Below are 21593 nucleotides of genomic sequence, written 5' to 3'. Positions count from 1 at the left end.
TGCGTTTCAGGATGCCGGTGTGGTGGTGCGCAGTATGCGAGCGTGCAGCGCTTCGCGCTCGCTTGGTGCTGCGTCGAGCAGCTCCTTCATCGTGCGTGCTGGCAGCTCTATGCTCTGGCGTCGATCGTTGGCCACAGGCACGTTGCGCCAGCCCGACAACACCATCCAATCCCACAGTTCGCGCGGCATTGGGTGGGTGATTTGCATTTTGAGGCCGCGGCACATGATGGACGACCCCACCGGCGGCAAAGGGCCAACGGGCGGCGCCTGTCGCTTGGTGCGGATGGAAAACAACGTGCGCAGCTTGTCTTTCATGGGGCATCGTCCTGTTTCGGTGTCGTGGTTGCTTCGCTGTGCCGTGCTACAGCACTGTCTGCGGCCTCGCGCCTGGACACAAATGATTTGGAAACAGAATCAGGTGTTCACTGCGGGCCGATGACTGAAAACTTGCTTTTCATTGTGGACTTTTAGGGCGGCCAAGTCCATACGTGCGTGCTTCAAGAACGCTGTGATGGCGATCCGCGCACCCGCTTCATCGCGTTGCTCGGCAAGTGTGCTCAGTTGGTGTGCGAGATCCCCCAATTGAGTCAGGCCGAAGCTGCCTGCGCTGCCACTCAGGTCATGGGCGTCTTGGGCGAGAGACCCCCATTCGAGGGAATGCGCGTGCGTGGTCAGCGCTTCGATGCGTGCAAGACGCCGTTCGCAATCCTGCAAGAAATCTACCATGAGTGTGTTCGTACGAACCGGGCCCAAAGTTTCGTGCAATTCAACGAGCCTGTCGACATCAACGCGAACGAGCGGGGCTGGAGCAGGCGATTTCGGGAGCTGTACCCAGCGCCGCATGCAGCACCACAAGGTTTCCTCAAGCAAAGGTTTAGACAGATGGTCTTGCATTCCTGCAGCGCGGGTACGTGCAATGTCGTCGTCGCTGACATTGGCGGTTAATGCAATGATGGGCAGTTGCGCAAAGCGCGGGTTCTGACGCAGCGCGGTGGTTGCCGTCAAGCCATCCATGATGGGCATTTGCATGTCCATCAACACCAGGGCATACGTGTCCTCCGATGCGGCCTCCAGCATGGCGATTGCCTGCGTACCATCGCAGGCTTCATCGACCAAAATGCCGCCCACTTCTAGCATGCCATGGGCAACGGCCCGATTGAGCTCGTTGTCGTCCACTAGAAGTACGCGGGCGCCTCGCGCGAATTGCGTGCTGCGGTAGGGGCTGTGCATCGGCCGGTCGACCACTTCAGTGCCTGCATTTGCTGGTGCGGGCGTGTGCGCTGGCATTACATCAACGCGCGCCGTGAACCAGAAAGTGCTGCCAGTGCCGACGGTGCTGCTCACGCCTGCCGCGCCGCCCATCAGCTCAGCGAGCTGTCGGGAAATGAACAGGCCCAATCCGGAGCCCCCGAAGCGGCGCGTGATCGACGAGTCGCCCTGTTCGAACGCAGTGAACAACGACGCTTGATCGCGCTCGTCAATACCCATGCCGGTGTCAGTGACCTGGCAGCGCAGGAAGACACCTGAGGCACTATTTTCCACCGTGTCCAGCAGAAGGGTGATGTCACCGGTCTGGGTGAACTTGATAGCGTTGTTCAAGTAATTTATCGCTATCTGGCTCATACGCTGCGGGTCGCCACGCACACGTTCAGGCGTCGTTGGTGCAAGGTGCACTTGCAGGTTCAGGCCTTTCGCCTGCGCCTCGGGGCAGAACAATTCCTCGAGATCGGTCAGCCATTCACGCGGTGCGAAAGCTTCCGCTTCCAGAGCCATCTTGCCAGCCTCGATCTTCGAGATATCGAGCACGTCGTTGACGATGCTCAGCAGATGCCGACCTGCGCGCAAGGTTTTCTTGATGCGCTCGCGCTGCGGCTCTTCGGACTCATAGCGAAGCGCAAGCTGGGTCATGCCCAGCATGGCATTGAGAGGGGTTCGGATTTCGTGGCTCATCGTCGCTAGAAAGCGCGCTTTGTCTTCTGCGGCTTTCTCTGCAATGTTTTTGGCGCGCGTCAGCGCTTGCCCATGCTCTTTTTGTTCGGTCACGTCCAGCCAGACGCCGTTGAAGAGTGCTCCGCCATTGGGCGTACGGCGCGCCGTGGCAAGCGTCTGGAGCCACCGTGTCTTGCCGTCGTGCGTGGTTTGTGTGTCGAAATTGAGCGGTACGAGCGTGTTCACGCTGTGTACAAAAGCTGCATGGGCTTTGCGCACTTCGGGGCCACTGGCGTACAAGAATTCATGCCCCGCAGGTTCCTCTGTCTGCGTTAACTCAGCGGTGGTTCTACCGTGCAGCTGCGCGGCCTTTTCGCTGGCAAAAAGAATTCGACGCAAACCATCCGGGGCCATTTGCATCTGAAACACCGCCCCCGGTATCGCACTGATTAAATCGACCAGTTGCTCCGAGAGCCGCCGCGCTTGTGCGCTGGCAGCGACCTCGATAGTCAGTCGGTCCTCTCGTTGCATTGAGCGCTGGAAAACTTGCAGCGCCTTGGCCATCTGGCCTACCTCGTCGTCTCGGTCGTGAAAGGCGATGGTGTCGTCGTAGTGGCGCTGGCTCATTCTCTCCATCGTGTGCGTTAGCTTTGAAATGGGCCGCGACATCTGTGTGATCGCCATATGCAAGGCCAAGGGGATGACCAGCACAAGAGAGCCCAAAATCGCAAGCGCGGTAACCACGATAGTGCGCGCGGTCTGTTCGCTGGATTGAGCAGCGGCCGTCTCGAAATCAGAGATGGCGCCTTCCCGTAAGTCGTCCATATTGGCGCGTATGGTGCCTAGTGCGGGTTCGAATTCACGGTGGATGATCTGCAGCGCCCGGTCGCCGCGCCAGCGGGCAGCGGCCGAGATGACCTCTGCTGCGGACTCGAAAAGTCGTTGCGATTGCGCTGCAATGCTACGGATGTCTTCAATTTTGGTAGGTAGCACCTCTTCCAGAAGGAGCAGCTGTGCATCGTATTGACTCTGGGTGGCATGCAATTGCCTCAGCGAGGCCAGCATGCGGAGTTCGTCTGGTTCGGTGAGTACCTTGTAGGCAAGGCGGCTCGCACTGTCCAGATGCCGCGCCGCTTCAGCGATGGTCAAAGCACCTTGCGCTTCGTGCGCTATCAGACTCCGATAGCGCTGGTTCACGGCCTGCATGTTGTACAGCGCATAGGCGGTAGCGAGCACTGCGATGAGTCCCATGAGGCCCATCAGTACAAGGATTTTGCTGGCGAAGTGGAGGTCGGAAAATCGAAGGCGGCGTTTCATGGAATCCCCCTTTTCGCGCTGGCCGCTGGCGTTTCATAAAGCGCCTTGCGCAGTGCGACAGCTGCAGACTCATCACTCAGTGCGCCGCGCAGGTGCTTTGTCACCACCTGGTAAATCGCAGTTTTGACGGCTGCAGGGTTGGCATTGCCCATGGCGATTGAGCCTAGTACTGTGCGTCGCATATTCGAAGCGCGCAAGCCTGCTATGGCACGCTTGCCACAGGCATTGAATGGCTCTGGCGACACGTCGACACGGGCGGGTGCCGCACCGGAGCGCACATTGACCTGTTCTTGCAAGTCAGGCGACATCAACAAGGAGGCCAGCGCTTCCACGCCATTTTTTCCAGCGGTGGGTTCACGGAAAAAAATGTATTGATCGGCGTTGAAAAGGAACATGCCTTGCGTGTCTGGAAAGCGCCAGCAAGCATATTCGCGTCCAGGCACCATTCCGCGCGCTGTGAATTCCCCATTCACCCATGTGCCCTGTGCTTGCATCAGAGCCTTGCCGGTGCGCACCATTTCGCTGGCTTCGTCCCAGCTTCTGCGTTGAGAGCCAGGGTCGACATAGCGCGAAAGCGTGCGAATCCGCGCGAAGACCAAGGTGGCTTGCTCCTGTGTCAGGGTTTCGGGGATCAGTTCCACAAATGCTTTTCGGTATGTGGATGCACCCAGAGCGCCCGCGGCCACCAGCTCAAAAAGCAGCGTGTGCTCCCACTGCTCGCGGCCAATCGCAAGCGGCACGACGCCCGCACGACGTGCTTTTTCAAGGAGCACCACCAGGTCGGAGAAGGTGTCCGGGGGCGTGGTGACGCCCAAACTTGTGGCCAATGGCTGGTTCACCCACAGCCAGTTGGTGGAATGGGTATTAAAGGGCGCAGCCACCCAGTGCCCGCCGTACTTGGAGAGGTGCTGGATTTCCATCGGCACCACAGCATCCCATTCTTCCCGGCGAGCGATGTCGTTCAGATTGGCCAGCAGGCCGCGGGCAGCCCATGCGTGGATGTCATGGCCAATCATTTGCGCGGCAGTGGGTGTTTTCCCTGAGCGAACGCGCTGATCGAGCACCTTGGTGTACCTGTCGGTGCCGCTGCCAGCGGTTGATGACTCCGTCCATCCGAGTCCCTTGGATTGCGCGGTGTCGCGGATGACATCCAGGCTGGCGCGCTCGCCGCCGGACACCCACCAGTGAAACAAGTCGACCTGGGGTCGGGCAGGTTGAGCTGATACAGCACTTCCCCAGAGGAGCAGCAAGGACATCCCGAAAAAGCGTGCCAGGGAAATCTGGATTGCAACGGTAACGCCTGCTTGCCCTGGTACACGCAGGCAAGGCAAGGTCTGCTCGACAGGGGATTTCATTCGTTTTTTTCGAGCCGGTAACCCACGCCGTAGACGGCCATTAGTTGGTAACCCGTCTCATCGCCCATTTTCAGTTTGCTGCGCAGGCGCGAGACATGCGTATCGATGGTGCGTGAAGGCACATCGTGAATCTGGCCCCAGACGAGCTCGCGCAAATGGTCGCGCGAAAGCAGACGCCCGCAGTTCTGAAACAGTACCAGTGCCAGTGCATATTCGCGATCGGTCAATTCGATCGGCGTGTCATTGAGCGAAGCGATGCGCAAGGTCTCGTTGAAACCGTAGCAGCCGAACACCAGTCCGGCTTGTGAAGACTCTGGGTAGGCGCGCCGCAGCAGTGCTTTGATACGGGCGGAAAATTCGCCGACACGGATCGGCTTGCTCATGAAGTCGTCCGCGCCACTGGCCAGTGCTTCCACGATGTCTTGCTCATCATTGCGCCTGGTGACGAACAGGATGGGCATCGCTGGGCCGGTGAGCAGTCGTGCAGCGCGCACGACTTCCGGTCCGTCCAGGTCTGGGAGGTGCCAATCCACCACCAGCAGATCATAGGTTTCACGCCGGAGCGCTTGGAGCAATTGTTCACCGGTTTCAAACGGATGACACAAGTGCCCCATTCCGTCCGTGAGGGCCTTCATTAAGTCCCGAACGAGGAAGTCGTCGTCGACTATCGCAATGCGCATGAGAAAGGAAAGGTAAGGGAATGGGTTAGCAACGGTCTAAGCACACAATCAAAAGTTGTCGCAGCTGCGTGGACTGGATTCTGGCAGACCGCTACTGCGGTACGAGGGGGCGTCATGCTGCCAGCGGCGCCTCTTGCATCGCCTCGATCTGCTCGTGCAGCATGTCGACCTGTCCGCGCCAGTAGTCGCTGGAGCCAAACCAGGGAAAGTTGATGGGGAAGATCGGGTCTTGCCAGCGCCGGGCCAGCCAGGCGCTGTAGTGGATCAGACGGAGGGTGCGCAGGGGTTCGATCAGGGCCAGCTCGCGCCGGTCGAAAGGGCGGAACTGTTCGTAGCCGTCGAGCAGAGCGCCGAGCTGGTGGGTACGCTGGCGCCGGTCGCCTGACAGCAGCATCCACAGGTCTTGCACGGCCGGGCCCATGCGGGCGTCGTCCAGGTCTACAAAATGCGGGCCGCCACGGCCCCATTCGTCGAGCGGCGTCCACAGAATGTTGCCGGGGTGGCAGTCGCCGTGCAGGCGCAGCAGCGTGGCTTTATTTAGATCAAATTGGCCTGCAGCGCTTTCTGGTTGGGCGCTAACAGCTATTAAATCAAGAGCGGTATTGCAGGCGTCGCGCCAGGCCGACTGCACGTCCAGCGGGATCAGGTTGTGCTCCAGCAGCCAGTCGCGCGGCTCGGTGCCGAACTGTGGCAGATCGAGCGTGGGCCGTGCGGCGAAGGGACGGGCGGCGCCCACGGTATGGATGCGCGCCAGAAAGCGGCCGATCCATTCGAGCACTTCAAAGTCGTCCAGCTCGGGCTGGCGTCCGCCGCGCCAGGGGCTGACCGAGAACTGGAAGCCGCCATGCGGGTGCAGCGTGCGGCCGCCCAGCACCAGGGGGCCCACGGCGGGCACCTCGGCGGCCATCAGTTCGGCGGCGAAGGCGTGCTCTTCCAGGATTTGCGCCTCGCTCCAGCGGCCCGGGCGGTAGAACTTGGCCACGACGCGGCTACCGTCCTCCAGCGTGACCTGGTACACACGGTTCTCGTAGGACGACAGCGCCATCAGCCGCCCGTCGCCGTACAGGCCCACGCTGGCCAGCGCGTCGAGCACCACGTCGGGGGTGAGGGTGGCAAAGGGGTGGAGAGGCGCGGCGTCGGTGGTGGGGTGCATCAGGAGATTGTCGCTGGCCCACAGCATCTCAAGCCATGCCATACTTTTGACATGTGGTTACAAGTTTTGTCCTGACACAAGGGGGCCTGTATGGCATTGAGCATCAAAACCAAAATATGGCTGCCGGCCATTGCAGTGAGTATCGGTTTGGTACTCATGGCCACCGCTTCGGCGCTGCGCACGGTGCAGTCGCAGGCCATCACGGTCAAAGAGCAGTCCGACCAGCAAAGCAAGCTGGAGCTTGCGTCGCGCTGGCGCGGTCTGGTCGAGGCGCAGGCGCTGCGCACGCTGGGGGCGGCGCTGGCGGCCGATGAAACCTCGGCCGCCCTGCTGCAGGGCGGGCAGGAGCAGGCGCAGCAGGAACTCACCCAGGTGCAGTCGGCATTGGGCGCTTTGCTCACCGACACAAACGAGCGTGCGGCACTGGAAGCCGCAAACACCCAGGCGCAGGCGCTGAAGGCTTCCCTGGAGGCCGCGCAAAAGCTCAAGGCCGGGGGCGATGTGGTCGCGTTGCAGGCGCACATTCGTGACGACACCCAGGGCAAGCTCAAGGCCCTGCAGGGCGCACAACAAGACATGGTGCGCCTGACCGAGCGCGGCGCCACAGAGCTGCGCGACAAGGCGGGCAACGAGCGGCTGAAAACCGTGTGGGGCGTGGCGGGCATCATGGCCATCATCGTCCTGGCCGTGTGCATCGGCACACGGTTGGTGCAGCGCAGTGTGACCGAACCCCTGGCCGATATCGTGCAGGTGGCACGCGCCATTGGCGAGGGTGATTTGACGGCGCACATTGGCGCCGACCGCCAGGACGAAATGGGCGAGGTGCTGCGCGCGCTGGCGCAGATGTCGCATTCGCTGGCAGAGCTGGTGGGTCAGGTGCAGCGTTCGGCGGGCAGCATCGGCGCTGCCAGCGTGGAAATTGCCCATGGGAACCACGACCTGTCCGACCGCACGGAGGCCACGGCGTCCCACCTGCAGCGCGCATCGTCCACGCTGGACCACCTCAGCGGTGTGGTGGGCCAGTCGGCTGCGTCGGCCCGCGAGGCCAATGCGCTGGCGGCTTCGGCCTACTCGGTGGCGCAAAGCGGGGGGCAATCGGTGAGCGAAGTGGTGCAGACCATGCACCGCATCGACAGCTCGTCCAAGAAAATCGTGGACATCATTGCCGTCATCGACGGCATTGCGTTCCAGACCAACATCCTGGCGCTGAATGCGGCCGTGGAAGCGGCCCGCGCCGGTGAGCAGGGGCGGGGGTTTGCCGTGGTGGCCAGCGAAGTGCGCTCGCTGGCCGGGCGCTCGGCAGAGGCCGCGCGCGAGGTCAAGGCACTGATCTCCGCCTCGGTCGAAAACGTGGAAGCCGGTACGGCCCTGGTGGACCGCGCGGGGCAGACCATGCAGGAGATCGTGCAATCGGTGCAGCGCGTCAGCGGCATCATTGGGGAAATCACCGCCAGCACCGCCGAGCAAAGCAGTGACATGCAGCTGGTGAACTCCGCCGTGGGCGAACTGGAGCAGATGACCCAGCAGAACGCCGCCCTGGTGGAGCAAAGCGCCGCGGCTGCCGGTGCCATGAGCGAACAGGCGGCGGTGCTTGAACGCCTGGTGGGGCGCTTCAAGCTGGCCGATGCGCCATTGGCGTCACGGCCACGTTTAACGGCGGGCTAGGCCCTCCGTATCCGTGCCGCAGCGCAGCGGCGGCGGATCAGGGCTGCATGCTGGCGATGTGGCCCGTGCGCGGGTCGCTCTGCCCGCGCAGCAGTTCCAGGAACAGCGCCTGCGTGGCCTGCGGCCCCTGGTGCTGCTGCACGGTGATCCAGGGTTGGGGCGGTGCCTGCACGGCGCTGCTGAAGGATTGCCAGGCGGCCACCAGCCGGTCGTTCAGGCCCTGCACGCCCCATTCGCCCGTGCGCTTCTTCACCTGCGCGGGGGCGAAAAACATCACCGGGCGTGGGCCGGGCAGTTGCCCGGCGCCACCCAGGTCGCCCACATGGCTGGCGCCCACGGCGCAGCTGTAGGCGAGCTGGGTGAAGTGCTGGTGGATGCGCTGGCGCAGCGCCACGCTGCCCGCAAAGTCGATGTAGACGCAAGGAGCGTCGGCGGCGAGCTGCTCCAGGTCTTCGTAGGCCACCACGCGGTGGTAGCAGCCCAGGCTTTCACAAAACGCCTGGTTGGCTTGGGACGTGAGGCCGATCACCTGCACGCCTGCGCGCTGCGCGAGCTGGAAGGCCGTGCCGTAAGCGGTCTTGCTCGAGGCGCTCGACAGCAGCAGCGTGCCCGCGCCGTAGAAGTCCTGGTCGGCCAGAAAGTCGTCGATCAGCCAAGAGGTGATGAACAGCGGGCGCAGCAGGGCCTGGATGTCTTCGGTGTCGGGGCGGTAAAACGGGTCGGCGCCGCAGCGCAGGTAATGGTTGTAGACGGCGTGCAGCCCGGCGCGGTGTGTGGCGCCGTCGCTGAACCCCGTGCTAGACGCCTTGTGGGGTTGAAGCACCGCCTCGGTTGCCATCGGCCAGTAGCCGTAGAGCCGCTCGCCCACGGCCACCTCGGGGTGCAAGGATTCGGCCACCGTGCCAAAGCCCCACACCGGCACGATGCCCCAGCCCGGCTCGCCGGAGGGGAAGAACTGCCAGTACTGCAGCATTTCGCCCATGGCAGCGTAGGTGATGTTGTTGGCGGTCAGCGCAAAGCGCTCGACCTGCACGCGCACCTGGCCGTCGGCCAGCGGGGCGTGTTCGGTGCTGCGCAGGGTGGTGGTGGCCAGGGCGTCCTGGCGCACGAGGAGGGTGGTGGTATTCATGCGGGGACGGTAGAGCAAGCGGCCCGCAGGCTCAAGCCCGGCGGGCCGCCTGCGCGACACCAGGGTCAGGCCAGGGTCAGCGTCACGTCGATGTTGCCGCGCGTGGCGTTGGAGTAGGGGCAGACCTTGTGGGCGGCGTCTACCAGCGCCTGGGCTGCGGCGCGTTCCATGCCCGGCAGGTTCACGGTCATGCGCACGGCGATGCCATAGCCGCCGGTGATGGGGCCGAGGTCCACTTCGGCGTCCACGGCCACGTCTTGCGGAATCGTGATTTTCTGCATGCCGCCCACCGCCTTGAGCGCGCCGATGAAGCAGGCCGAGTAGCCGGCGGCAAACAACTGCTCAGGGTTGGTGCCGGTGCCCGCAGTGCCGGGCGAGGACAGCTTCACATCCAGGCGCCCGTCGTCGGTGCGCGAGGCGCCGTCGCGGCCTCCGGTGGTGTGGGCGCGGGCGGTGTACAGAACTTTGTCGAGGGTGGTCATGGTGCTTGCCTTTCGGGTGGGTGCCCCGGACTGGGGCGGGAGGAAAACTTCAGGGTTGGAGGCTGTCGCGCAGTGTCTGGAGCTGGTGCGTGAGCGCCTGCACCTCGCTCAGCGGCAGGTGGCTGTGCGCCAGGATGCAGGCCGGGATGGACTCGGCCTGCGCACGCAGGGCCTGCCCGGCACTGGTGAGGGCGATGCGCACCCGGCGCTCGTCCTGCGGGTCGCGCTGGCGTTGCACCAGGCCAGCGGCCTCCATGCGTTTGAGCAGCGGGGTGAGGGTGCCCGAGTCCAGGCTCAGGCGCTCGCCCAGTTCCGACACGGTGGGGCTGTCCTGCTCCCACAGCACCAGCATCGCCAGGTATTGCGGATATGTCAGGCCGATGGCGTCGAGCAGCGGCTTGTAAAGCTTGGTCATGGCCAGCGAGGCCGAATACAGCGCAAAGCACAACTGGTGGTCCAGTTGCAGGGCGGCCGGGCTGGGGCTGGCGGGGGGTGCTGGCGACATCATGGGTAGAATTATTGTGCACAATTAAATTGTGTGCATTTAAATGGTCTAATTCCCTGCTATGGCCAGGGAATTGGGCGAAAAAAAGCGCCCCGTGAGGCGCTCTGCTTGCAAGTGAGGTTATGAAACTGGGTTATCCAGTGTGCCCATGCGGCTCCCGCGACGCATCAAACTGGCGCGTTCCAGGCGAGGCCTGCAGGGCCTCAGGGGGTGTCAGTACCGATAAACGCCCTGGCCCGTCTTGCGGCCCAGGCGGCCCGCGGCGACCATTTCACGCAGCAGCGGACAAGCGCGGTACTTGCTGTCGCCAAACTCCTGCAGGTACACATCCATCACGGCCAGGCACACGTCCAGGCCCACCATGTCGGCCAGGGCCAGCGGGCCGATGGGCTGGTTGCAGCCCAGCTTCATGCCGGCGTCGATGTCTTCGGGCGTGGCCAGACCTTCGGCCAGCACGAAGAAGGCCTCGTTGATCATGGGCACCAGAATGCGGTTGACCACGAAGCCGGGGGCGTTCTTCACGGTGATGGGGCTCTTGCCCAGCGCCAGGGCCATGGCCTTCACCGCGTCGTGCGTGGCGTCGCTGGTCTGCAGGCCGCGGATGATTTCCACCAGCGCCATCATGGGCACGGGGTTGAAGAAGTGCATGCCGATGAACTTGTCGGCGCGGCTGGTGGCGGCGGCCAGCTTGGTGATGGAGATCGACGAGGTGTTCGACGCAATGATCACGTCGGGGCCAACGATGCCGTCTACCTGCTTGAGGATCTTGAGCTTGAGTTCGTAGTTCTCGGTGGCTGCCTCGATGACAAGCTGCGCGGCCTTGAGGTCGTCGTAGCTGGTGGAGGTCTTGATGCGCGCCAGGGCCGTGTCCTTGTCGGCCTGGGTCATCTTTTCCTTCTTGATCAGGCGGTCCAGGCTGCCGGAGACGGTGGCCAGGCCCTTCTGGACTGCGGCGTCTGAAATATCGACCATGACGACGTTGATGCCCGAGACCGCGCAGGCCTGCGCAATGCCGTTGCCCATGGTGCCTGCGCCGATGATGCCTATTGTCTTGATATCCATATAGTGAAACCTCTTCAAAGTGAAACAGACCCGGGAATCGTATCGGTATTTGCCCGCAGCTTCGAGTAAGGTGGTGACAGGGCAGCCAACCAAGGCGGCCAGGGGAAGACAGGCATGTTTGATTACATCGTTGTAGGGGGGGGCTCGGCCGGCAGCGTGCTGGCAGGGCGTTTGAGCGAAGACCCGGCGGTGCGCGTCTGCCTGCTGGAGGCGGGCCCTGCCGACAAAAGCGTGCTCATCCACTGCCCGGCAGGTCTGGCCGTGATGGCCAAGTACGAACTCAACGGCTGGGGCCAGAACACCACGCCGCAGCCCGGCCTGAACGGGCGCCGGGGCTACCAGCCGCGCGGCAAGGTGCTGGGCGGGTCGAGCTCGATCAACGCGATGATTTATGCGCGCGGCCAGAGCGCCGACTATGACTTCTGGGCCGCGCAGGGCAACCCCGGCTGGGGTTGGAGCGATGTGCTGCCGTATTTCAAGCGGGCCGAAAACAACGAGCGCGGCGCCGACGCCTGGCACGGCACGGGCGGCCCGCTGAATGTGGCCGACCTGCGCTCCCCCAACCCGTTCAGCCAGGTCTTTGTCGATGCCGGGGTGCAGGCCGGACACGCGCACAACCCCGACTTCAACGGCGCCTCGCAAGAAGGCGTAGGGCTGTACCAGGTTACCCACCGCAATGGCGAGCGCTTCAGCGCTGCCAAGGCCTACCTCACGCCGCACCTGGCGCGCCCCAATCTGCAGGTGATCACGGGGGCGCATGCCACGCGCATCCTGGTGGAAAACCGCCGCGCCGTAGGCGTGGAATACCGCCAGGGCGGCGCCGTGCAACAGCTGCGCTGCAACCGCGAGGTGCTGCTCAGTGCCGGTGCGCTGCTCTCGCCCCAACTGCTCATGCTCTCGGGTATTGGCCCGGGCGACGAACTGCGGCGCCACGGCGTCGAAGTGCTGCACGATCTGCCCGGCGTGGGAGCGCACCTGCACGACCACCCCGACGTGGTGCAGGTGATGGATGCGCCCCGCCTGACCGATCTGTTCGGTCTGTCGCTGCCGGGCCTGGGTCATCTGTGGAACGGTGTGCGCGAATGGCGCAGCCGCCGCACCGGCATGCTGACCACCAACTTTGCCGAAGCTGGGGGCTTCATCCGCAGCCAGCCGTCCGAGCCCGCGCCCGATGTGCAACTGCACTTTGTGATTGGCAAGCTGGTGGACCATGGGCGCAAGACCGTGCTGGGCCATGGCTACTCGTGCCATGTCTGCCTGCTGCAACCCGTGAGCCGGGGCCGCGTGGGCCTGGCCAGCAACAACCCGCTGGACCTGCCGTTGGTCGATCCCAACTTTCTGGGCGAGCGGGCCGACATGGATCGCATGGTGCATGGCTTTCGGCGCATGCGCGAGATCCTGGCGCAACCTGCGCTGGCGCAGTTTGGTGCGCGTGAATTGCCCTCATCGGCTGCCGCGCAGACGGATGTCGAGATCGAGCAGTTCATTCGCCGCTATGCCGACACCATCTACCACCCCGTGGGCAGCTGCCGCATGGGGCCCGGGCCCATGGATGTGGTGGATGCGGCGCTGCGTGTGCACGGCATGCAGGGGCTGCGGGTGGTCGATGCATCCATCATGCCGCGCATCGTCAGCGGCAACACCAACGCGCCGACCATCATGCTGGCCGAGAAGGCCGTGGACATGCTGCGGGCCGCCAGCAGAAAATAATGATGAAATCAGGCTGAAGCGCTTTACTGGTAAGCGCTGAAAGCTATATTTTTAATAGCGTCCCGGTCAAGCACGAAAGCGCTTGCGCGTCAAGGCCAGCGCCACCCAGTAGGCCGCCACGGTGGTGCCCAGCATCACCAGGCTGTGGCGCAGCGGCTGCTGGGGCCACTGGTCCATGAAGAGCGGGCGCACCAGCTCCACGGCGTTGGTCAGCGGTAGCCAGTCGGAGATGGCGCGCACCAGCGGCGGGAGCTGCTCACGCGGGAAGAAAACGCCCGAGAGGAACATCATCGGCGTGAGAACCAGCGTGAAGTAATAGGTGAAGAAGTCGTAGCCCTTGGCCAGCGCATTGAAGATCAGCGCAATGCTGGAGAACATGATGCCCACGCACAGCAGCACGGGCCAGGCCACCAGCAGCTTGGGCGAGTGGCTGATGCCCAGCGCCAGCATCACGCCCAGGATGGCCGTGACGGTGAACAGCGCCTTGAACGCCGCCCACAGCATCTCGGCCAGCAGCACGTCGTCCAGCCCCACGGGGGTGTTCATGATGCCTTCCCAGGTTTTTTGCACATGCATGCGCGAGAAGGCCGAGTACAGCGCCTCGAAGCTCGCGGCATTCATGGCACTCATGCAAATGGAACCGCTGGCCAGGAACAGGATGTAGGGCACCTGCGTGCCGTTGACCGACAGCTCCCCGACCAGCGCGCCCATACCGTAGCCAAAGGCCACCAGCCACATCAGCGGCTCGGCAATGTTGCCCACCAAGCTGGGAATGGCCAGCTTGCGCCAGACCAGCAGGTTGCGCAGGAACACCGGCCAGCAGCGGCTGGAAAGGCTGGGTGCGCGCCATACAGAGGGAGGGGGAGCCGCAGTGTGGGGTGCTTGTGGAAGTGCGGTGGGCATGTGCATATTGTGCGGTGTCGGCGGGTCGCCGGACAGCCCTCGGCACCCTCCAGCGACCATGGCTTACAGTCACTGTCAGCCCGTCATTTCCATTTTCATCCTCTTTTCTGAATAGCCCTGCCATGACCATCCTTGGAACCCCCCTGTCGCCCCACGCCACCAAAGTCATGCTGCTGGGCTCGGGCGAGCTGGGCAAGGAAGTGCTGATCGCGCTGCAGCGCCTGGGCGTGGAAACCATTGCCGTGGACCGCTACGAGCACGCGCCCGGCCAGCAGGTGGCGCACCACAGCCGCACCATCACCATGAGTGACCCGGCACAGCTCAAGGCCCTGATCGAGGCCGAGCGCCCCCACCTCGTGGTGCCCGAGATCGAGGCCATCGCCACACCCATGCTCGAAGAGCTGGAGGCCGCGGGCACGGTGCGCGTGATCCCCACGGCCCGCGCCGCGCGACTGACGATGGACCGCGAAGGCATCCGCGTGCTGGCTGGCGAAACGCTGGGCCTGCCCACCAGCCCCTACCAATTTTGTGATTCGCTGGCCGAACTGCAAGCCGCCATTGATGGTGTGGGCGGGGCCGCAGGCATCGGTTACCCCTGCATCGTCAAGCCCGTGATGAGCAGCTCGGGCAAAGGCCAGAGCAAGATCGACAGCCCGGCCGACATTCAGAAAGCTTGGGACTTCGCCATGGCCGGCGGCCGCGTAAGCCATGGCCGTGTGATCGTCGAGGGCTTCATCGACTTCGACTATGAAATCACGCTGCTCACCGTGCGTTCCCTCGGGGCCGATGGCCAGGTGGAAACGCATTTCTGCGCACCCATCGGCCACCTGCAGGTCAGCGGCGACTATGTCGAAAGCTGGCAGCCCCACCCCATGCACCCCGCCGCGCTGGAGAAGTCGCGCCAGATCGCCAAGGCCGTCACCGAGAACCTGGGCGGCCAGGGGTTGTTTGGCGTGGAGTTGTTCGTGAAGGGCGAGCAGGTCTGGTTCAGCGAGGTCAGCCCGCGCCCGCACGACACCGGCCTGGTCACGCTGTGCACGCAGCATCAGAGCGAATTTGAATTGCACGCCCGCGCCATTCTGGGTCTGCCGGTGGACACCAGCCTGCGCAACCCCGGCGCCAGCGCCGTCATCTACGGCGGCGTGGAGGCCGTGGGCATCGTTTTCGACGGCGTGGATGAAGCCCTGCGCGTGCCCGGCACCGACCTGCGCCTGTTTGGCAAACCCGAGAGCTTCACCCAACGCCGCATGGGCGTGGCGCTGGCGCGGGCGGGTGACGTGGAGACGGCGCGGGGCAACGCCAAGCGGGCGGCCGGCAAGGTCAAGCCGCGCCGGGCGTGATCTGAGAATTTGCGTTCAATCGGCCTTGATCTTTTCCACTTGATCTATCAGCGCGTCAACGGGGTTGTTTTGCTTGTCCAGCTCTTTGCTCTTGCCCGGGCACATCGCTGTGTGCCACGTCACGCACGCCCTGGCATCTGGGCGCTTGTTCACGCCTTGATGGCCCGCATCACACAACCCGTCTTTTTCCTCTCCGCGCAGCAAGCTGTTGCCCTCTACAACGTCCGCTACGTTGCCCGAAGTACCGATAACGGTGTGCACCAATCCCGAGTCTGTATCCACACCAATGTGGACCTCCATGCCAAAGTGCCATTCATTGCCCTTTTGGCTGGAGTGCATCTCTGGGTCGCGCTTTCTGTCCTTGTTCTTGGTGGAACTGGGCGCTGCAATCAAGGTGGCGTCCACCGCAGTGCCTGCCTTGAGTAGCAAGCCCTGGGCTGCCAGCAGATCGTTGACGGTGGCAGAGAATCTGCTCGGCCAACTCCCGGTAGATCGGGGTGTCAAAGAAGGCCGCTTCTATCGCCAGATCTGACACGATGAACCGCTGCTACTGAGATGGACCGCTGCTACTGAGATGGACCCGATGCCACCTTCGCAGGAAACTGAGCGTCTTTCACCATCTGTGAAAATGGATGGTTCATCATGGAAATCGACATTCTGGGCATCGATCTGGCTAAGCGGATATTCCAGCTGCACCTCTGGACCTAGTGGCTGCCAACCCGATTCCCGATGGGTGCATGGCGCCTGCGGATCCCATCGGCGCCACCCGTGCTGGCCGATACGTCAAAGTGCCGGTGTTGGCGGGCAGCACGCGCGACGAAAGCAAACTTTTCCCTGGCCTGCTGGCGATGCGGCCAGCCCGATGTCTGCACTACCAGTTTCGACTGGGATGAGCTGCCGTCGTCTTTTGACAATGCCTATGGCGCGGCTCACAGTTTTGACTTGCCGTCCATCTTCGGCAATTTCGGGCCTTCGCTCTACTCGACCATCCCGTTCAGCCGGGTGAACAGGGCGGGCCGACTCGACCTGTCGGCACAGATGATGCAAAGCATCGGCAGCTTCGCGCGCGACGGAGACCCCAACAGCGCCAGCCTGGGTTCTGTCTGGCCCGCATGGCCACGTTCGCTGGTCTTTGATTCGAACCTTGAAGCGGCACGGCTGGCGGTGGAATGAACCTGGACATGTGCAGTGGGGCATCACGGCCTCGGAGACCACTGCTCACGAACGCGTCGTTGCGGGAACGACCGTTCATGAACGGAGGCTCCAGAGCCGCAAAGCAACATGGATCTCCAGGGCGCGGGTCGCATGGCCCAGGTGCCCTAGCAAGCCTTCGATGGTGGCCAGCCGCTGGCGCACCGTGTTGACGTGGATGTCCAGGCGCTGCGCGGTGGTCCTGGCGTTCTGGTTGCAGTCGAAGAAGCACAGCAGAGTGGCGGCCAGTGCCGTGTGGCGCTTGCGATCGTGCTGGATCAATGGACCGATGCTGGCCTCGAGAAACTGTTCCAGGCTGCTGGCGTCGTGGGTCTCGAACAGCGTGGAGTACAAGGCCAGCTCGTTCTGGCTGATGAACTGTTCCTGTAGACCCAGGCGACGCAGAATGCCCATCGATCGCTTGATCGTCGCAAACACTGCGGGCAGTTCGGCCGGCGACGTCATAGGCCGCGAGACCACGCCGCGGTATGCCTTGCCCACTTCGCGGTGTATCCACTGCGACAGCACCTGCCGCAGTTCCAGTGCGCGGGTGGTGCAACACAGAACGACCACGATGCCATCGATGTCGTCGATCAGGCAGGGCCGGCTCTCCGGCATCTGGAGCAACCGCCGAGAGACGAAACCGGCACTCGGCCCATTGAGCTCGATCATCATGAGTGAGAGGGGTTGCGTGAGATCCAGACCGAACCGTTCGGCCCGGTTGCGCAATACGGCCAGCTCATCTTGTCGCGGTGAGACCAGTGCACGCATCAAGGCCGACATGTCGCGGTGGTTGCTGGCCTCCTGGCGTTCCTGGGACAGCAGCACGATACCGATCACGCTCGAACTGCGCTCGAAAGTGCGCTCGGCCACCTCTTCCAGCGGCTTCTGGTGGAACAGCACGATGGCGCCCAGCGCATCGTCGCCGCCGATCACCGGCATGACGCGGCAGATTTCCCCATCGGCTTCGTAGGCCTGGGCAGAACGCCCGGTCAGGCGCGCCTGGCGCAGGGCGCGCGCCAGGTCGGCGCTGCGCTCGCCATGAGGTTGGTAGCGTTGCGCGGCGGTGCCGTCATAACCTTCGGCCACGCCCTGGCTGATGACCTGGTTGACTTCGTCCAGCACCAGCAGGCTGCCGCCCAGCAGGCCTGCCACCGCCTGACACAGGGTAGCCAGCGAGGCACCGCGTGCCAGCAGCAGGGTGATTTCCTCGTGCGCGTCGGCTGCGGCCTGGACTCCCCGCACATGGCGTTCCAGTTCAGAACGCGCCTCGTCTGCCTTGCCCAGCGCCATGTTGATGCGCTCGAAGTCGCGTGCGTTTTTCAGCGCCACAGCGCCGTGGGTGGCCAGCGTACGCAGGATGGCGATGTTTTGTGTGGTGTGGACGCGGGGGTAGCGGTCGGCCGCGAACAGCAGACCGATCACTTCGTCCTGCCAGATCACTGGCACCCCTACCAGCGCGCAAATGCCCTCGACGCGAAAAACGTCGTCGAACCGGGGATCGTGGTTGAAGCGCGTGTCATGCAGGTAGTCGGGTGTGGTGAACGGCATGCGGGTGGACATCACCACACTGGCAACGCCTCTGTCGCTGCGTATGGACATCGCCATCGAACTGCGCGTCAGCCCCCCCTCGGAGGTCAATGCTTGGAAAACGCCACGGGTATCGTCCAGTTCGGAGATCCAAGCCATGTCGGAGCCCAGCAGCCGACGTGTTCGGTCCACGATGGCCGCGAGCAGGCTGGCCAGTTCCAGCTGTTCAGAGAGATCCTGCGCCGACTCCATCAACGCCACCATGCCCTGCTCGCGTTGCTGCAGCACCTCCATGCGGTTGCGCACGGCCATGGCCATGCGCACCGTTTCGATCAGGCTTGCCTTGTCGGGACGACCCGCCGGCAAGGCTTCGGCTTGGGCCAACTGTTGAGCGAAGTCTTCCGCAGGGGCGGCCCGGTGCAACAGCTCAATCAAGGTGTTCGCGATCAAAGGTGTGGGTTTCAAGGCGACTCCTGTGCCGAAGGCCAAGGGTATCAGAGCTAGGCCTTGCTGATGTGCCCGCGGTATGTGATGTCGCTACATAACAATGGGCCTTCTTGTGTGTGCATAACACATGGTTCGCGGCGGATCGATTGCGGACACTGCCTTCAGTTCCCTGATTGCTCATCGATTCCCCATGGCCCTTCACGACTCTCTTCGCCCCGTTCCCGACCTGCGCGTACTGGTGACCGCCGGGGCCAATGGCATTGGCGCCGCCGTCGCACGTGCCTTCCATGCCGCGGGGGCGCAGGTACACGTCTGCGACATCGATCGCGCCGCGTTGGATCGCTTGTTGAAGGAGACGCCCGGTCTCACCGGGACGCCCGCAGACGCTTCCGTGTCTTCCGACGTGGACACCGTGTTCGAAGGCGTCCGTAATCACCTGGGCGGTCTGGACGTGCTGGTGAGCAACGCCGGGATTGCAGGCCCCACCGCGCCCATCGATGAGATCGAGCCCGCACACTGGGCGCGGACCCTGGCGGTCAACCTGGACAGCCAGTTCCACTTTGCCCGCCGCGCGGTGCCCCTGCTCAAAGCGTCCAGCGCGAACCCGTGCCTCATCGCCATGGGCTCGGTCGCGGGCCGTTTGGGCTATGCCTACCGTACGCCTTATGCGGCCAGCAAGTGGGCCATCGTGGGTATGACCAAATCGCTGGCCATTGAACTCGGACCACAAGGCGTCCGGGTTAACGCCATCCTGCCTGGCGTTGTCGAGGGCGCCCGCATGGACAGCGTGATCGCGGCGCGCGCCTCGTCCCTCGGCATCAGCGCCGAAGCGATGCGCCAACAGTACCTGGACAAGATTTCACTGCGCCGCATGGTCACCGCCGACGACGTCGCGGCGACAGCGCTGTTCCTGAGTTCGCCGGGCGCGCGCAACCTGACGGGTCAGGTGATCAGCGTGGACGGCAACGTCGAGTACCTCTAGCCCCCCAACCACAACAGGAGACAAACCATGACTTCTTTTCGCCTTGCCGCTGTTCCTGCGGCCCTGCTGATCGCCTCGGCTGCGCAAGCCACCACGGTCAAGATCGGCATGCTGGAAACCCTCTCGGGTCCGCAGGCATCGACGGGACAGACGTTCCGTGCAGGCGTGCGCTTCGCCATCGACAAGATGAATGCGGCTGGCGGCTGGAACGGTCAGCCGGTGCAACTGGTCGAGTACGACAACCAAGGGGGGCCCGCCGGTGCCTCGGACAAGCTCAAGGCCGCCATCGCCGACGGCGTGCAGATCGTGGTGCAGGGCGCGTCTTCCGCGATTGGCGGACAGATCACCGAAGACGTGCGCAAGCACAACCTGCGCAATCCCGGCAAGGAAATCGTCTACATCAACGTCGGCGCAGAGGCCCTGGAGCTGACGGGAGAAAAGTGCAACTTCCACCACTTCCGCGTGGCCCCCAACGCCCAGGTGCGCACCAAGGTGCTGGTGAAGGGCATGAAGGAGGCCAATGCACTGGGCAAGAAGGTCTACGCCATCAACCAGAACTACTCCTGGGGCCAGGACATGGAGGCCGCCATCGTCGATAACGCTGCGGCGGGTGGCTACCAGGTGGTGGAGAAGGCCCTGCACGACACCAACAAGATCCAGGACTTTGCACCTTACATTGCCAAGATCAGCAGCTCGGGCGCCGAGACGGTGATCACCGGCAACTGGTCCAACGATCTGCTGTTGATGATGAAGGCGGCCAAGGGCGCGGGCCTCAAGGCCGCGTTCGGCACGGTGTTCCTGGATCAGCCGGGCAACATCAGCAACGCGGGTGACACAGCCCTGGGCCACTTCATCGTGCACGCCTTCAATGGGGAGGCGGGCGGTGCCGACGGTGAGCGCTTCGTGGCGGACTTCTCCGCCAAGATGGGCCGCCCGCCCGTGTTCGTCGAACCGCAGACCGTGTTCGGCATGGACATGGTGGCCGATGCCTTGCGGCGCACCAAGCCCGAGGGGGGCAAGCTCAACGTGAATGCCTTCGCCCGCGCGATGGAGACGGTGCGAATCAAGACCCCGATGGGCGAGGCCAGCATGCGCGCCGCGGACCACCAGATCCTGATGCCGCTGGTGGTGTCCACCGTGTCGAAGGATGCCCGCTTCAAGGTGGACGGCACGGACATGGGCTTCAAGCCGGTGAAGGTCTTCAGTGCCGAAGAAGCCGCCATGCCCGTGCAGCCCAGCTGCAAGATGCAACGGCCGTCCTGAACCATGGATACTTTGCTGTTCTCACTGCTCAACGGCGTCGTCTACGGGCTGCTGCTGTTCATGGTGTCGGCCGGGCTGACGCTGGTGTTCGGAATGATGGGGGTGCTCAACTTCGCCCATGCGTCGTTCTACATGCTCGGCGCGTACTTTGCCTACACGCTGCAAGGACTGCTGGGCTTTGGCCTAGCGGTCGTGGTGGCCACATTGCTGGCCGGCGGCGTCGGCGCGGTGGTGGAGCGATTCTTCCTGCGGCGTGTCCATCACCACGGCCACGCGCATGAGCTGCTGCTCACCTTCGGACTGTCGTTCATCGTGGCCGAGACGATCAAGCTCCTGTTCGGCAACTTCCCGGTCAACTACCAGGTTCCCGCAGTGCTCGACGGCCCGGCCTTCTCACTCGGCGGGCAGCAGTACCCTCTTTACCGGCTGTTGATGGGCGGCGTGGCGCTGGTGATGTTTGCGCTGCTCTACCTGCTGCTGACACGAACCCGCGTGGGCATCATCGTGCGTTCGGCCATCTACCGGCCGCGCATGGTCGAGGCGCTGGGGCACAACGTGCAGTTCGTGTTCATGGGGGTCTTCGGCGTGGGGGCGGCATTGGCGGGGCTGGCTGGTGCGATTGCCGGCGCGTTCTACACCACCAACCCGAACATGGCGCTGGAGATCGGCGTGATGGTCTTCGTCGTCGTCGTCGTCGGTGGCCTGGGCTCGCTCGGCGGCGCCATGGTGGCCTCCTTGCTGATCGGCTTGCTCACCTCCCTGGCTGTCGGCATCGACCGCAGTCTCGCCGACCTGTTGGCTTTCGTGGGCGTGGGAGGCTGGGCCCAAGGGGTAGGTGGTCTGCTCACGCTCAAGTTGTCCAGCCTGGCATCCACGCTGCCATTTGCCTTGATGTTGCTCGTCCTGTTGCTGCGGCCGCAGGGTTTGATGGGCTACAAAACCTGATCGTT

18 protein-coding genes and 1 pseudogene are annotated in these 21593 nt (G+C 63.6%); 7 read left to right on the top strand and 12 right to left on the bottom strand.

What is annotated here, in order from left to right; translation table 11 throughout:
* Nucleotides 1-6 precede the first annotated feature (6 nt).
* The 5 genes from C8D04_RS12420 to C8D04_RS12400 all read right to left on the bottom strand — a co-directional run bounded on the left by C8D04_RS12420 (nucleotide 7) and on the right by C8D04_RS12400 (nucleotide 6434).
* Complete coding sequence (locus C8D04_RS12420) at nucleotides 7-315, bottom strand: hypothetical protein (protein ID WP_116005134.1); 309 nt, start codon at nucleotides 313-315, stop codon at nucleotides 7-9.
* Nucleotides 316-414: 99 nt separating this feature from the next.
* Nucleotides 415-3246, bottom strand: a complete 2832-nt coding sequence (locus C8D04_RS12415; RefSeq protein WP_116005133.1) for a response regulator — start codon at nucleotides 3244-3246, stop codon at nucleotides 415-417.
* The gene (locus C8D04_RS12410; protein WP_233521167.1) at nucleotides 3243-4601 is read right to left on the bottom strand and encodes an ABC transporter substrate-binding protein; all 1359 of its coding nucleotides are present in this window, start codon (nucleotides 4599-4601) and stop codon (nucleotides 3243-3245) included. Before C8D04_RS12410 ends, C8D04_RS12415 begins: the two co-directional genes overlap by 4 nt.
* Nucleotides 4598-5281, bottom strand: coding sequence for a response regulator transcription factor (locus tag C8D04_RS12405; protein WP_116005131.1), 684 nt, complete (start codon nucleotides 5279-5281; stop codon nucleotides 4598-4600). Before C8D04_RS12405 ends, C8D04_RS12410 begins: the two co-directional genes overlap by 4 nt.
* A gap of 112 nt (nucleotides 5282-5393) precedes the next feature.
* A complete protein-coding gene (locus C8D04_RS12400; protein WP_116006171.1) occupies nucleotides 5394-6434 on the bottom strand; it encodes a serine/threonine protein kinase in 1041 nt (346 codons plus the stop codon).
* Between the two features lie 90 nt (nucleotides 6435-6524).
* On the opposite strand from C8D04_RS12400, the gene C8D04_RS12395 reads away from it, so the two are divergent.
* Nucleotides 6525-8099 (top strand): methyl-accepting chemotaxis protein, encoded by a 1575-nt coding sequence (locus C8D04_RS12395; protein ID WP_116005130.1) that lies wholly within the window; start codon nucleotides 6525-6527, stop codon nucleotides 8097-8099.
* 37 nt (nucleotides 8100-8136) lie between these two features.
* On the opposite strand, the gene C8D04_RS12390 is transcribed toward C8D04_RS12395, so the two are convergent.
* From C8D04_RS12390 to C8D04_RS12375, 4 genes are all read right to left on the bottom strand, one after another.
* Nucleotides 8137-9228 (bottom strand): DUF2855 family protein, encoded by a 1092-nt coding sequence (locus C8D04_RS12390; RefSeq protein ID WP_116005129.1) that lies wholly within the window; start codon nucleotides 9226-9228, stop codon nucleotides 8137-8139.
* A gap of 65 nt (nucleotides 9229-9293) precedes the next feature.
* Nucleotides 9294-9710 carry an organic hydroperoxide resistance protein gene (locus tag C8D04_RS12385; protein WP_116005128.1) on the bottom strand — a complete coding sequence of 139 codons (417 nt, stop codon included), beginning with the start codon at nucleotides 9708-9710 and terminating at the stop codon, nucleotides 9294-9296.
* Nucleotides 9711-9759: 49 nt separating this feature from the next.
* On the bottom strand, nucleotides 9760-10218 hold the full coding sequence (locus C8D04_RS12380) for a MarR family transcriptional regulator (protein ID WP_116005127.1): 459 nt from the start codon (nucleotides 10216-10218) through the stop codon (nucleotides 9760-9762).
* A 210-nt stretch (nucleotides 10219-10428) separates the two neighbouring features.
* Nucleotides 10429-11277: a 3-hydroxybutyryl-CoA dehydrogenase gene (locus C8D04_RS12375; RefSeq protein WP_116005126.1), complete on the bottom strand. Its 849-nt coding sequence runs from the start codon at nucleotides 11275-11277 to the stop codon at nucleotides 10429-10431.
* A gap of 114 nt (nucleotides 11278-11391) precedes the next feature.
* On the opposite strand from C8D04_RS12375, the gene C8D04_RS12370 reads away from it, so the two are divergent.
* Nucleotides 11392-12987, top strand: coding sequence for a choline dehydrogenase (locus tag C8D04_RS12370; RefSeq protein WP_116005125.1), 1596 nt, complete (start codon nucleotides 11392-11394; stop codon nucleotides 12985-12987).
* Nucleotides 12988-13053: 66 nt separating this feature from the next.
* Here C8D04_RS12370 and C8D04_RS12365 read toward each other — a convergent pair whose 3' ends face one another.
* The gene (locus tag C8D04_RS12365; protein WP_116005124.1) at nucleotides 13054-13890 is read right to left on the bottom strand and encodes an ABC transporter permease; all 837 of its coding nucleotides are present in this window, start codon (nucleotides 13888-13890) and stop codon (nucleotides 13054-13056) included.
* Nucleotides 13891-14012: 122 nt separating this feature from the next.
* On the opposite strand from C8D04_RS12365, the gene purT reads away from it, so the two are divergent.
* Nucleotides 14013-15230: a formate-dependent phosphoribosylglycinamide formyltransferase gene (purT, locus tag C8D04_RS12360; protein WP_116005123.1), complete on the top strand. Its 1218-nt coding sequence runs from the start codon at nucleotides 14013-14015 to the stop codon at nucleotides 15228-15230.
* 21 nt (nucleotides 15231-15251) lie between these two features.
* Here the strand turns inward: purT and C8D04_RS12355 are convergent.
* Nucleotides 15252-15777 (bottom strand): annotated as a pseudogene (locus C8D04_RS12355) (transposase); the annotation flags it as partial.
* A gap of 221 nt (nucleotides 15778-15998) precedes the next feature.
* On the opposite strand from C8D04_RS12355, the gene C8D04_RS12350 reads away from it, so the two are divergent.
* Nucleotides 15999-16403: a carboxylesterase family protein gene (locus C8D04_RS12350; RefSeq protein ID WP_133243635.1), complete on the top strand. Its 405-nt coding sequence runs from the start codon at nucleotides 15999-16001 to the stop codon at nucleotides 16401-16403.
* A gap of 75 nt (nucleotides 16404-16478) precedes the next feature.
* Here C8D04_RS12350 and C8D04_RS12345 read toward each other — a convergent pair whose 3' ends face one another.
* On the bottom strand, nucleotides 16479-18416 hold the full coding sequence (locus C8D04_RS12345; RefSeq protein ID WP_116005121.1) for a GAF domain-containing protein: 1938 nt from the start codon (nucleotides 18414-18416) through the stop codon (nucleotides 16479-16481).
* 172 nt (nucleotides 18417-18588) lie between these two features.
* On the opposite strand from C8D04_RS12345, the gene C8D04_RS12340 reads away from it, so the two are divergent.
* Genes C8D04_RS12340 through C8D04_RS12330 form a run of 3 tightly spaced genes read left to right on the top strand, consistent with a single transcriptional unit; the run spans nucleotide 18589 to nucleotide 21588 of the window.
* Nucleotides 18589-19380: an SDR family oxidoreductase gene (locus C8D04_RS12340; protein ID WP_116005120.1), complete on the top strand. Its 792-nt coding sequence runs from the start codon at nucleotides 18589-18591 to the stop codon at nucleotides 19378-19380.
* 27 nt (nucleotides 19381-19407) lie between these two features.
* Nucleotides 19408-20643, top strand: a complete 1236-nt coding sequence (locus C8D04_RS12335) for a branched-chain amino acid ABC transporter substrate-binding protein (protein WP_116005119.1) — start codon at nucleotides 19408-19410, stop codon at nucleotides 20641-20643.
* A gap of 3 nt (nucleotides 20644-20646) precedes the next feature.
* On the top strand, nucleotides 20647-21588 hold the full coding sequence (locus C8D04_RS12330; RefSeq protein ID WP_116005118.1) for a branched-chain amino acid ABC transporter permease: 942 nt from the start codon (nucleotides 20647-20649) through the stop codon (nucleotides 21586-21588).
* Nucleotides 21589-21593 lie beyond the last annotated feature (5 nt).

The organism is Simplicispira sp. 125, assembly GCF_003096555.1.
Lineage (GTDB): Bacteria > Pseudomonadota > Gammaproteobacteria > Burkholderiales > Burkholderiaceae_C > Simplicispira.
Note: the sequence above shows the minus strand (reverse complement) of the source record. Positions and strands in the feature narration are given on the sequence as shown.